This window comes from Halomonas sp. E19 (assembly GCF_052439355.1).
In the GTDB taxonomy this organism is placed as follows: Bacteria; Pseudomonadota; Gammaproteobacteria; order Pseudomonadales; family Halomonadaceae; genus Halomonas.
In genome coordinates this window covers 3,530,679-3,543,251 of sequence record NZ_JBNFWU010000001.1, presented here as the reverse complement: position 1 = coordinate 3,543,251, position 12,573 = coordinate 3,530,679, and the positions used below count along the sequence as shown (strand labels likewise).

General features: G+C 60.2%; 8 protein-coding genes and 4 pseudogenes. 3 read left to right on the top strand and 9 right to left on the bottom strand.

All coding sequences use genetic code 11. The features are described 5' to 3' along the window. Nucleotides 1–48 precede the first annotated feature (48 nt). Nucleotides 49–1,009 (top strand): annotated as a pseudogene (locus tag ACUDAL_RS18605) (homoserine kinase). Further along, nucleotides 1,006–2,926: pseudogene (gene speA / locus ACUDAL_RS18600) on the top strand (biosynthetic arginine decarboxylase). Before ACUDAL_RS18605 ends, speA begins: the two co-directional pseudogenes overlap by 4 nt. Nucleotides 2,927–3,031: 105 nt before the next feature. Here speA and ACUDAL_RS18595 read toward each other — a convergent pair. The 5 genes and pseudogenes from ACUDAL_RS18595 to ACUDAL_RS18575 all read right to left on the bottom strand — a co-directional run bounded on the left by ACUDAL_RS18595 (nt 3,032) and on the right by ACUDAL_RS18575 (nt 8,412). Next, nucleotides 3,032–3,695, bottom strand: a pseudogene (locus ACUDAL_RS18595) (fumarylacetoacetate hydrolase family protein). A 108-nt stretch (nt 3,696–3,803) separates the two neighbouring features. Then, a complete protein-coding gene (gene thpD / locus ACUDAL_RS18590) occupies nt 3,804–4,796 on the bottom strand; it encodes an ectoine hydroxylase (protein ID WP_444679170.1) in 993 nt (330 codons plus the stop codon). Nucleotides 4,797–4,955: 159 nt separating this feature from the next. Next, entirely contained in the window at nt 4,956–5,378 is a 423-nt protein-coding gene (locus ACUDAL_RS18585) for a hypothetical protein (RefSeq protein ID WP_444679169.1), read from the bottom strand. A gap of 62 nt (nt 5,379–5,440) precedes the next feature. Continuing rightward, nucleotides 5,441–6,520: a hypothetical protein gene (locus ACUDAL_RS18580; RefSeq protein WP_444679168.1), complete on the bottom strand. Its 1,080-nt coding sequence runs from the start codon at nt 6,518–6,520 to the stop codon at nt 5,441–5,443. 1,100 nt (nt 6,521–7,620) lie between these two features. After that, entirely contained in the window at nt 7,621–8,412 is a 792-nt protein-coding gene (locus ACUDAL_RS18575) for a helix-turn-helix domain-containing protein (protein ID WP_444679167.1), read from the bottom strand. A gap of 168 nt (nt 8,413–8,580) precedes the next feature. Between ACUDAL_RS18575 and ACUDAL_RS18570 the strand changes: the two genes are divergently transcribed. Continuing rightward, nucleotides 8,581–9,558, top strand: coding sequence for an MBL fold metallo-hydrolase (locus ACUDAL_RS18570; RefSeq protein ID WP_444679166.1), 978 nt, complete (start codon nt 8,581–8,583; stop codon nt 9,556–9,558). 123 nt (nt 9,559–9,681) lie between these two features. Here the strand turns inward: ACUDAL_RS18570 and ACUDAL_RS18565 are convergent, their stop codons facing one another. From ACUDAL_RS18565 to ACUDAL_RS18550, 4 genes and pseudogenes are all read right to left on the bottom strand, one after another. Then, nucleotides 9,682–10,623: a tyrosine-type recombinase/integrase gene (locus ACUDAL_RS18565; protein ID WP_444679165.1), complete on the bottom strand. Its 942-nt coding sequence runs from the start codon at nt 10,621–10,623 to the stop codon at nt 9,682–9,684. A 19-nt stretch (nt 10,624–10,642) separates the two neighbouring features. Then, nucleotides 10,643–11,347 (bottom strand): conjugal transfer nickase/helicase domain-containing protein, encoded by a 705-nt coding sequence (locus tag ACUDAL_RS18560; RefSeq protein WP_444679435.1) that lies wholly within the window; start codon nt 11,345–11,347, stop codon nt 10,643–10,645. 108 nt (nt 11,348–11,455) lie between these two features. Next, nucleotides 11,456–11,826, bottom strand: a pseudogene (locus ACUDAL_RS18555) (TraI domain-containing protein); the annotation flags it as partial. After that, nucleotides 11,826–12,392: a TraI domain-containing protein gene (locus ACUDAL_RS18550; protein ID WP_444679164.1), complete on the bottom strand. Its 567-nt coding sequence runs from the start codon at nt 12,390–12,392 to the stop codon at nt 11,826–11,828. The gene ACUDAL_RS18550 and the pseudogene ACUDAL_RS18555, both read right to left, overlap by 1 nt. Nucleotides 12,393–12,573: the final 181 nt, after the last annotated feature.

The window sequence follows — 12,573 nt, the reverse complement described above, 5'->3', positions numbered from 1 at the left end:
GAGCCAAGTCGCTACAATAGGCGGCTTGGCAACCTGGGCGAGAGACACATGGCCGTATTCACCCCGTTGAGCGACGCACAGGTCGCGGAGTTTCTCAGGCGTTTCGATGTCGGCAGCCTGGTGTCCCTGCAGGGGTCGCCGGCGGCACCGAGAACAGCACCTTCTTCATCACCACTGACCGGCGCGAGCTGGTGCTGACCCTATTCGAGCAGGGCGAGCACGAGGAGCTGCCGTTCTTCGTCGAACTGCTCGACTATCTCGACGAGCACCGCCTGCCGGTGCCGGGGCCGGTGCATGACCGGGAAGGCGTCGCCCTGCACAGCCTGGCTGGCAAGCCCTCACTGCTGTTCCCGCGCCTGCCCGGCAAGCACCCCATGGCGCCCAGCCTGGCGCAGTGCCGCATCCTGGGAGACACCCTCGGCCGCCTGCACCTGGTCTCGCAGCACTTCCCCGGACATCGCCCCAATCCGCGTGACCTGAACTGGCTGACGGCTATGCATCACAAGGTGCTGGGCTACCTCTCGCCCGAGGACCAGGCCCTGATGAAGGACGAGGTGGAGCTCTACCAGGAGGTGTTCGGCAGCGCCCCCGAGCTGCCCCAGGGCGCGCTGCACGGCGACCTGTTCCGCGACAACACCCTGTTCGAGGATGACCGCCTGGGCGGCATCATCGACTTCTATAACGGCTGCACCGGCGACCTGCTGTTCGACCTGGCCATCGTGATCAACGACTGGGCCTCCGGCCCCGACGGCCGCCTCGACCCCGCGCGACACGACACGCTGCTGAGCGCCTACCAGGCACGCCGGCCGCTGACCAGCGCCGAGCGCGAGGCATGGCCGACGATGCTGCGCATGACCGCCCTGCGCTACTGGCTGTCGCGGCTGCTGGTGGTCTACGTGGACCCGCCGGCCCACGACCTGACCCCCACGACCCGGCGCAGTTCCATACCATCCTCACGGCACGCCTGCACCACGGCGCCCTGCCCCTGCCCGAAGCGAGTCACACATGAGCCTAACCACGGGAACGACCAATGGTCCTGCCCAGCGTGCCCGCCGCACCTGGAACATCGACCAGTGGGGGAGCGGATACTTCGACGTCGATGACAGTGGCCATGCCCTGGTTCGCCCCTTGGCAGCGAGGCCGAAGGGCCGGCCCTGCCGCTCGCCCCGCTGGTGGACCAGCTGCGCGAAGCCGGCCTGCGCCTGCCGGTACTGGTACGCTTCAGCGACATCCTCCATGACCGCGTCGAGCAGCTGTGCGACGCCTTCGATCTGGCCATGCGCGAAGAAGAGTACGAGGGTGGCTATACCGCCGTGTACCCGATCAAGGTCAACCAGCAGCGCCGCGTGGTCGAGGAGATCCTCGCCACCCGCGAGCGCGGCCACGGCCGGGTCGGCCTCGAAGCCGGCAGCAAACCGGAGCTGCTCGCCGTGCTGGCACTCTCCGGCGACGGCCCCTCGTTGATCGTCTGCAACGGCTACAAGGACCGCGAGTACATCCGCCTGGCGCTGATGGGCGAGAAGCTCGGCCATCGCGTCTACCTGGTGGTGGAAAAGTTCTCCGAGCTGCCGCTGATCCTCGAGGAGGCCGAGAATCTCGGCGTCACCCCGCGTATCGGCCTGCGTGCCCGCCTGGCCTCGGTGGGCATGGGCAAGTGGCAGGACACCGGCGGCGAGAAGTCCAAGTTCGGTCTCACCGCCAGCCAGATGCTCGCCGTGGTGGAGCGCCTGCGCGAGGCCGGTTCGCTGGCCAGCCTGCAGCTGGTGCATTTCCACCTGGGCTCGCAGATCGCCAACATCCGCGACATCCAGTTCGGCCTGCGTGAATGCGCCCGCTTCTACCAGAGCCTGCTGAGCCTGGGCGCGCCCATCGATACCGTTGACGTCGGCGGCGGCCTGGGCATCGACTACGAAGGCACTCGCTCGCGCAGCTTCTGCTCGATCAACTATTCCATGCGCGAGTATGCGCGCAACGTGGTCAGCGCTTTCGCCCAGGCCTGCAGCGAGGCAGAGATCCCCCACCCGCATTTGATCAGCGAGTCAGGGCGAGCCCTGACCGCCCACCATGCGGTGCTGATCGCCAACGTGATCGGCGAGGAGCGGGTCAACGACGAGGCCCTGCACGCCAGGCCGAGGACGACCCCCAGCTCGACGAGCTGTGGCGGGTCCACGACCTGGTGCAGGGCGAAGTGGAGCCGCGCGAACTGGTCGAGGCCTGGCACGACCTGCTGCAAGCAGTCAGCGAACTGCACGACCGCTTCATCATGGGGCTGGCCGACATCACCGTGCGCGCCGAGGCCGAGGGCGTCTACTTCGCCGCCTGCGCGCGCCTGCGTGAACGCCTCGACAGCCGCAACCGGGCCCACCGGGAGATCATCGACGAGCTGGCCGAGAAGCTCGCCGACAAGCTGTTCGTCAATTTCTCACTGTTCCAGTCGGTGCCCGACGTCTGGGGCATCGACCAGATCTTTCCCGTGCTGCCACTCACGGGCCTGCATCGCGAGCCGACCCGCCGCGGCGTGATCCAGGACATCACCTGCGACAGCGATGGCCGCATCGACGGCTACGTGGATGGCCAGGGCGTGGAGACCACCCTGCCCCTGCCGGAGTGGCACGAGGACGAGGAGCGCCTGCTGGGCTTCTTCCTGGTCGGCGCCTACCAGGAGATCCTGGGCGACCTGCACAACCTGTTCGGCGATACCGATTCAGTGGACGCCGCCCTGGGGGAGGACGGCCAGTGGGTGCTGAGCCACGCCCAGCAGGGCGACCGTGTGGCCGACGTGCTGGCCTACGTCAATTTCGACGCCAAGGTACTGCGCGACCGGCTCGCCGGCCAGCTGGCCGACAGCGGGCTGCCGGCCGAGGAGCAGGCGCATTTCCTCGACGACCTTTCGGCCGGGCTGCAGGGCTACACCTACCTGGAATAAGACGAGCCCCAAGATGAGAAACGCCCCTTCGGCCTTGCCGAAGGGGCGTTTTCTGTCTGGGCCAGCCGGCGACTCACCCAAGCCTGAGAGAAACGCGCCTGGGCCTCACTCGCTGACCTGGCCGGTCACTTCCAGCCCGCCGGTCAGGGTCAGGCGCAGCTTGGCGCCACGAGGCAGCTCGCCCACGCCCTGCGGCGTGCCGGTCAGGATCACATCGCCCGGCTCGAGGGTAAAGTGCTGGCTCATCTCCGACACCAGCATGGGAATGGGGAACAGCATGTCGGAACCCTCCCCGTGCTGGCGCAGCTCCCCGTCGATCTCCAGCTCGAAGCTCAGCGCATTCCAGTTGGGGACGCGACTCAGCGGGAGAAAGTCCGATAGCGGGCAGGCCCCGTCGAACGCCTTGGCGATTTCCCAGGGATGCCCTTTTTCCTTCAGGCGGGTCTGCACGTCGCGCAGGGTGAGATCCAGCGCCAGGCCGATGCCGACGATGGCACGCTCGGCTTCGTCCGTGGTGGCATGGGTCAGCGTTTCGCCGATCAGCAGTGCCAGCTCCGCCTCGTAATGCACTTCGCCCCGCGAGAAAGGCCTCCAGGGGCTCATCGAAGCGCACCGCGCTGGTGGCCGGCTTGATGAACAGCAGCGGCTCGCTGGGCACCGGGTTGTCCAGCTCCTTGGCATGATCGGCATAGTTGCGGCCAATGCACACGATCTTGCCGAGCGAATGGGGAAACGCCTGGCCATCGGTGAAACGGGGAACAAAGCGCATGGCGGGTCTTCTCCTTCTCGTTATGCGTGCCGCTTTCCAACGACAAGCCTCACAGTCTACCGCACCATGCGCCCTGTTCCACCTCTTCCGCGAACCAGCGGCAATCGGTCACCCGGCGGGGCGCCACGCCTCGTCGGGGGCATGGGCCAGGAAGGCAGGCCGACTGCGGCGAGCGGCGAAGGGCGCACCGCAGGCGTTGTCGCGCCGGTTGTAGACGAAGAAGACATTGCTGCGCGGGTCCGGGGACATGTTGGCATTCGAACCGTGCAGCGTGTTGCAGTCGAACAGCAGCAAGCCACCGGCGGCACCCTTCGGCGCCTCGATGCCGTGGCGCGCCACCAGCTCTCGCAGCGCCTCGCGACCCGGCACGCCAAACGCCTGGCGCTTGAGCGACTGGCGATGGTGGTTGTCCGGCGTTTCGCCCAGGCATGGCACGAACACCTTGTGAGAGCCGGGGATCAGCATCAGCGGGCCGTTGAACTCGTGGTTGTCGGTCAGCACGATGGAGGCGCTGACCGCATGCATGGCCGGCATGCCGTCCTCGGCGTGCCAGGTCTCGAAGTCGGAGTGCCAGCTGAAGCCCTTGCCCTCGAAGCCCGGCTTGTAGTTGATGCGCGACTGGTGCACGTAGGCCTCGCCGCCGAGGATCTGACGCACCCGGCCAACGAGACGCTCGTCGCGAGCCAGTCTGGCGAAGCGTCGCGACAGGAAATGCACCGCGAACAGCGAGCGGATCTCCTGGCTGTCGGGTTCGGTGATGCTGAAGTCGCGGCCGCGGAAGTCGTCGCGGCTGAGCAGGGCATCGAGCTCCCGACGCAGCTCATCGAGCTCCTCCCCGCTGATGAAATTGGGCTCGAACAGAAAGCCCTTGCGTTCGAACTCGTCGAGCTGCGCCTGGCTCAGCGGCTCCTCGTCGGCGCTGCCGCGCACCACGGGTTCGTGGCGCGGCAGCCAAAGGGTGTCGAGCGGCTGGCTCAGGCGGGTGGGATAGGCATCCGGCACGCGGCCTGGTTCACCAAGAAGCGGGGATGCGGGCGTATCGGCAGCGACGAAATCGGTCACCTGCTTCTGCTTACGGCTGGACGAAGTCTGCACTGTCATCTAATCACCTCCTGTGTATCCGTGATCAGTTTCAGTCCTAGCTCGTGCAACGGCATGCGCCGTCGCGGGCCCCAAGGGGCCTCGCAGCCGAGATATGGTGCTGGTGCGCTTCGCTTTCAAGCGCGAAGCCGCGATCCCGCTGCCAGCATGGGGCACTGCCTAGGCTTCAGGCTTCGCATTGAACCGGTTGACCCTGAAGAAAATATTTTCCATCAGCACTTTTGCCCTTGCCTTTACCGAACTTCTTTGTGACGTGGGGACGGAAAGTATTCCCGGCCAAAGCTTTTCGCATACGGCCTGGTGCATGCGATCGGTCAGCCTATCCGCGAACGTAGGAATCAGGAACTTGTCCAGCAACAAGCGGTTATTCATCAATGCCGATGCATCATGGTAGAAGTCGTGGTCCTGCATGCCCAGCGACACGCAGCAGGCCGTGCGATGTTCCCAGAAAAACATGTCGTAATCGTTGTAGCCTAGTCTTGAGAAACCGAACCCTCCTTCAGCAGAGAAAGATTCGAAGCAGCTATCTATGCGCTTCAGCAAATGCCGAGGGTAGAGCACGCGCTTATAGAGATTGCTCATGGCACGAACATCAATCTCAGGGAAATTTCTAATTCCCGTTCGCTTGGAATAGGTAGCCCTGCCTATTTCCGACGCCTCCCCTTGATTTCTATCGCCCCCGCCGGATACCAATGCGACATTGCAACCAGCTTGCGTATTTCCGACACCTTGTGCTTGCGCATGTAAGCCGTCGAGCGATCCAGCAGACCTGCCAACAAACGACACTCCTCCTCGCCGACCTCATCCGTTCTAATTACTTCATGCCTTACCCCAACCTGACCCGCAAAATAATGCACCTTGCGTGCTTCATCTGTTTCAACGGAATTGCCGCAATAAGAATACGTACCAATTCTCTCGTTCCAGTCATGGAAGGCTGAAAGGGATATTCGACTATCCTGCCCCAACGAGAGGCTGACCAGCACCTGCCGACTTTCTAGATAGAGAAGCGCCGACCTCTTCAAGATATCGGCCGACTCCTCGACCAGCTCTTCAAAACTCAACGCATCCGGGACCAATGGCTCACAGGGGTAGAACCTTACTCGCCTCTGTTCCCGCGTGCTGTAATAAACATTGGCGCCGACCAACTCCACATTCTTGTAAGGGCTCTTGTATCCAGGCAGATGCCTGCGCCCCAAGGAGTAGAAAGAGGACTCGATAATCTCCTGCATCTCATGGTCGCGCTCCGCCCCGAGAAGCTCTGCCATCAGCTGGGAGTGCGAGGAGAAACAACAGCCTTTCTTGCTGGCATTGAAATACAAGGGCGCGAGGGCCGCCGCATCGCAGAGAGCAAAAACTTCCTTGCCTTTAAGGAGAAGCAGCTGGAAACGACCCGTCAACTGGTTAATGTAACCGATGACCTCTTCAGCAAGACGAGGCCCCTCCGGCATTCGTTGCACAAACTCCAGCAGACGCCTTCCTATCTCAGGCTCCAGCTCCTGGGTATAGGGATTGACCGCGTTGCCCACAAGAATTACCGCGGCCCCATCATCTGCATGGATTGTTAATTTCGCCTGCGGGTGACAACAAAGCGTGTACGGCCCCAATGACTGAACATGCCAACCTTGCAAATCACGCCACACCGCACTGGAACCGCCAACACCGCTAGGGTACAAGGCAAAGCCACGGGAAAACAAAAGCTCCCCTGCGTTTATAGTATTTTTCATTTTCGCCCCAGTTGTATATCTATGACAACCAGTCCATTGACTGCCATCACGCTTGCAGCATTCTTCTTGACAACAGGCTTACGGATCCATGCCAGAGGTCCAGGCCCGCTGATTTATCCTGTTACCGTAGCCAAGCAGCATGCCACGGACAATATCGACAAAAGCCTATAAGAAAGATGCACCCTGACGGAGTGAAAATACTGCACAGCAAACAGGCGCTCGAAACCTTATCCACGAGACCGCGAGGAAAGCCAGCAGAGCTTTATCACCATGATTCTTATAGCTTATAAGAAATCATCCCGCTGTCGGCACCTGCCGCTCCAGCCGAAATCGCCTATCGTGATGCTGAACAAATATTTAAAACTTTTTTCTGATTTTCCAGCGCCTTCCGGAAAACAGCATTATAAGAACCATAAGATAGAACCGTTCAAAAAGAGCAAGGAACCATTTTTCTAACTTGCAGCGATGATTCCCTTGGTTTCAACTATGCAGGAATTTGTTGTCCGCATAAAAATTTCTACCCAGTCACTCGTCTTTGTCCCCGTTGGGGCTGAGCACTCTTGAGCGAGGGCAACGGAGAAGCATGTCCGGTCAAGGCTTGGTGTCGATGCCGGCTCACCAGCACGTTAGCTGGGAAGCTGGGAAGCTGGGAAGCTGGGAAGCTGGGAAGCTGGGAAGCTGGGAAGCTGGGAAGCTGGGAAGCTGGGAAGCTGGGAAGCTAGGAAGCGAAGGCTTCGGATACCGTTGTAGTGCCCATGCGAAGAGCACAAAAAAACCGCCTGATGGGCGGTTTCTTGTTCTGCAATTCGGCGCTGATCCCGTTGGTGCCGGCACCAGGAGTCGAACCCGGGACCTACTGATTACAAGTCACACCACCAAAAAACCGATAAAAATCAGCACATTACGCCTAACGCAAGGCTTCGTGAAATGCGTATGGGGACAGCCTGGGAGATCAGGAATTATCACCAGCATCACACGGCATCATCGAGTAGCTATTGAAGAGGATGAGGCTGCCAGTGTCAACCTGCATCAGGGCGGGCTAATTCAGACAATCGTATGATGCAGGTGAGTTGACGGATTGTGCGGCTCCCCCGATGTCTCTACCTGATGCCAAAAGCCCTTCGCCACTCCCTGGGACTCACGCGGAAACGTTGCTGGAAGTGCTGTCTGAGCGAGGTCGCCGTGTTAAAGCCGCTGCACTCTGCCACCTGATCGATCGGCAAGGTCGTAGTTTCCAGCAGCTCACAGCTTCGCCTCAGGCGCTCGTTGATCAACCACTCCCCCACCGTCATGCCAGTGGCGCGGTGAAAATGGCGGGTGAAGGAGCGACGACTCATGTTGGTGCGAGCGGCCAGTGCATCGATGCTGTGCGATTCCGCCAAGTGTGTGCGCAGGTAGTCGAGCAGTAGGTTGATCTGGGAGTCTTGGGTGGAGGCGGCCATCGGCTGCTCGATAAACTGCGCCTGCCCGCCCTCCCGGTGGGGCGGCACAACCAGCAGCCGGGCCAGTTGGTTAGCGACCCGAGCCCCATGGTACTCGCGCACCAGGAACAGGCAGCAGTCCAGCCCGGCGGCCGTCCCAGCAGAGGTCACCAGGCGATCGTCTTCCACATAGAGGGCATTGGTATCCAGCGCAATGGCGGGGAATCGATGGCTGAAATCTTCCTCGGCCAGCCAGTGGGTCGAGGCTCGCCGACCATCCAGCAGCCCCGCATAGGCCAGGGCATAGGCCCCATAGCAGAGCCCTACCACATGGGCGCCCCTCTCATGGCAGCGTACCAGGGCCTCGAGTAACTCCGGCGCCGGTGGCTCACCCAGGTCGTGCCAGCCGGGAACCACAGCGATATCCACCTTCTCCAGCAGCTCAAGACCACCATCGGGACGCACCGTCATGGCTCGCTCGGCTTCTAGCTGTTGTCCCGTCGGTGCCACGATGCACAGATCGAACAGGGTCCCTCGGGGGACGGCGTGCCGAATACCATATAGGGTACCGAGAAATGGAAGGGGCTGAAGTGCGGATAGAGAATCAGCCCCACGCGGGGAAGCGACATAATGCCTCTCTTGGCCCAATTCTTTCGATTATTGTCTCCTGGGCCGATTATCTGGCCAAGCAGATTCTCCTACAGTGTGCTCCATCCAACACCATACGCGGAGAACCTCGATGTCATTCAAGACGCTTGTCAGCCCCTGCTTCTGGCCGCCGCCCTCGCCAGCGGCGCGTCCTACGCCGCACCGCTAGCAGAGGACACAGCCCTGCAGGTGCAACATATCCGCAATGCCACGGTGAAGATCACCTATGGTGAGACCACCTTCCTGATCGATCCCATGCTGGCCGAAAAGGGTGCCTATCCCGGCTTCGATGGCACCTATCGCAGTGAGCTACGCAACCCCTTGGTGGAGTTGCCGATGTCAGTGCAGGAGGTGATCGATGGCGTAGACGCGGTCATCGTCACCCACACCCACCTGGATCACTGGGATGATGCTGCCCAGGCCCTGCTGCCCAAGGATATCCCGCTGTTCGCCCAACACGAGTCCGATGCCGAACTGATTCGCTCACAAGGCTTCGAGGACGTGCGAGTCCTGGATGGCACTGCCGAGTTCGGTGGGGTCGATCTACACCGCACTGGGGGCCAGCATGGCTCCGAAGCCATCTATGCCATCCCCGAGCTTGCTGAGACTCTCGGCGAAGTAATGGGCGTGGTCTTCGAGGCACCGGGCCACCAGACCACCTATGTGATCGGGGATACGGTATGGCATGATGCTGTCGACCAGGCACTGGCAAAGTACCTGCCTGAGGTAATCGTGCTGAATGCCGGCGCCGCCGAGGTCAATGGCTTCGAGGGCGACCCAATTATCATGGGCAAGGAAGACACCCTGCGCGCCTATCAAGCGGCTCCGAATGCCACCATCATCGCAGTGCACATGGATGCTGTGAATCACATGACCCTGACCCGTGAGGAACTGGGCGACTATGTGCGGGAAAAAGATTTGGAGGATCGCGTGCTGATCCCTACCGACGGCGAAGTCATGTCGTTCTAATCAGCCATTGGGACTAGAGAAGCCCTCTTCCAACATAGCGGCAGATATCCACCCAGCCCTTGGCAGCACCAAGGGCTGGGTTTGATGCGGAGAAGTACAAGATCAGTCTTGACGTCAACCGCTCTAGAGACGCCCTTCCAGAGCACTTCGCAAGCTGCCGATATCAACCTCGACATACTCGAGCGTCGTGCTGATGTTGCTGTGGCCGAGCAGCGCCTTGACGATGTGCAGGTTGCGATCCGGCTCTCTCATCAGCTCAGTGCCCAGGGTATGGCGGAATCGGTGCGGACTCATCTGGTAGCCGCAAATCTGGGACAGCTTCTGATAGAAGCTCTCCACCTGCCAGGAGTCCATCGTCTCCATTCGGTGCCGAACGCTGAATCGGTTCACATTGAAAATCTGCTCACCACGCTTGATCCCCACCATCTTGGCCGAGTTCATCAAGTTCTCCAGGTGCGGGTAGAGAGCATTGGAGATGGGAACAAAGTGTTCACGGTTGTTCTTGGCCCCCTGCCAGGTAGCGGTAAGCACACGACTTTTTAGGTTGATATCCTCTGGCTTCATCAGCAACAGCTGAGTCAGACGGATGCCCGTATGGTAAAACGTCTCGAACACGATCTCCCAGAACCATACAGGGTGAAGTGCCGTAGGCTTTTCTCGGTAGATCTCCATCTTTTTATACAGGCTGATGGCTTCACGTGCCATCTCGACCTGCCGCTTGCTCAGTGTCTTCTTCCGCTTTCTGGGAGAGCTGACCTCCATCTTGGCAAAAGGGTTGTAGGAGATATCGATCAAGGCATGATCAATCGCATGCTTGAAGAGGATTCGGTTGTGCCGGCAGTAATTATTCCAGCTTGAGTGCGCGAGGTTTCTACCCGCCTCCGAGAAGCAGAACTCCCTCCACTCCCTGACATCATCACGAGTCACTTCAGCAGGCAGCTTATCCTGGCCCACGAACCTGCGGAATAGCTTCACCGGAACGCCATAGGAAATACGGCTCCTTTCGGTCAGCCAGCGCTCAGAAAAATAGGATTGCAGCAAGTCGTCAAAGGTAAGTGTTTTCATTCTTCAGGCTTCCCATCAATCAGGTCAATAAAGGGGTTATCAAACACCTCCTTACCCCCTCCATCAGGTCATCTTTACCCACAAGATACCCAGAAAGCGTGCTCGATTTCTTATTTGGGCCGACCACCTTTACCTTGTGAAAACTTCCGCCATCCTTGTTTTTCTTGTGCAGCTTCAGCTTCTGGAATGAATCCTGAACTTCTTTCCAGCCTTTCTCTTCTCCGCTCACCTCCTGACAATAGCGCTTGAACACCTTGGGGCTGACCACCATCAGCATCCCATCCACGGCATGCACCAGGGCCTTGGAGTCGTTCATCAATACCTTGTGAGTCTTCAGCCCGTCTCGCAGCCAGGCGAGAAACACTTCCCCGGATGATGGCTGTCCGAGCGGTGCCTGCTCCGCAAGCTTCTCGGCACCCGTATCAGGGTTACGACTTGGCTGCCGCTCCAAATCTGGCGCTGCTTTCTCATCGCCGCCTGTGGCGATATCAAGAATGGAGGCTTCCAGATCATCCTGGATTTTCTCGGTGCGACTCGATTCAGTCCGCTCGCTTGAAGTTTCTGGAGTTTCAGGCTTGTCACCTGACTCCTGATCTTCACGCTGTTGCCTAGCTGGCTGACTACCTTCACCACTCTCACCAACGTCAAGGGACTCGACACTCCCCGAGAAAATCTCAGGCTCCTCATCACCGCTCCAAACGAGCGACTTATGAACCTTGAGCATGGAGAGATCGGTTCGCCATTCCCCCATCTCGACCCTACACTTCCAGACCGAACGCCCCTCTGGATTCTCTATAATCAGGCCATGGGACTGCATTTCGTCATAGAGGCGAGACTCATTGGATGGCACACCCTCGATACCATGGGAAAGGAGGTAGCTCTTGATCTCTCGGGGTACCAGCGGCGTCACCAGCCACAGCGCCTCGGCGGTGACAAACCCCTGAGCGCCTTTTTCATTCAGGCGGATCTTTTCTGTGACGATATGGCGGATGGCGCCCTTGAGCTTGCTCTGTAGAGATTCCTGGGCGCCTTGTCGATATTCGAGACCTTGCCACCCAGCGACTTGGCGACGCTGGCCCTGTCGGCCTGGCTGACGATTTCCCCTATCACCCCGGAGCGCTCCGCGTGCCCACTGATGGCGTACATCACCAGTCCAAACAGCTCCGGCTGGCTTTTCAGCCACTCGAGGCCGGCATTGCCCATCACCTCCTTGCACAAGAGGGGTTGGCCGCAGCGTGAAGGAAGTAGTCTCGCCCCTTGATATAGCGAACGCGATACTGGTCGGGAATGATGCCCTCCCACAGGCACCACCTTCGGCCGGATTTCAGGTGTATATCGACGTCGACGATGACCTTGGCGATATCGTGCAGCAAGCAGGCATAGATGACCGCCACGCTCCACAGCTCCCCCGTAGAGGACTGTTTTTCGGGTGACTCCTTCGGAGGGAGCAGGTGCTGTCGTCGGAGCCTGAGGCCAAACACACAGGTTTCGAGGCCATGGTCCAGCATGCCACCCGGGTAGCTATGGTGGTAAGATTCCGAGGCTGGCAGCAGCTGGACACGCTCGGCGTATCGCTGCAGCGGCTCCTTGACGTAGGCCTCGAACACCGGCGCCGTCAGCGAGGTGCTTTCCTGTATTGCCCGGAGCAACTGCTGCCGATAGGGCGTGGCCAGAAGCTCAGCGCCGGTGCGCGGGCTTTCCCAGCCTGCGTCATCCTGGACGCTGTCGGTCGCGCTGCGGCGGCCGCGTAGAATATTGAGAATCCGCAATTTTCGCTCCTCTGGATGCAGTCCGTGCATCACAACGCTGAGCCCTGACGGGCACCAGCAGAAACGCTAAATGCGATGAGAGAGGTTTACTCCGGGGCACTCCTTGCCCTGGTGCAATAGCCGTGGGATGCGACCCAAGCGCGCACGATTATAATTATCGGGCAATCAATCTCATCCAGGT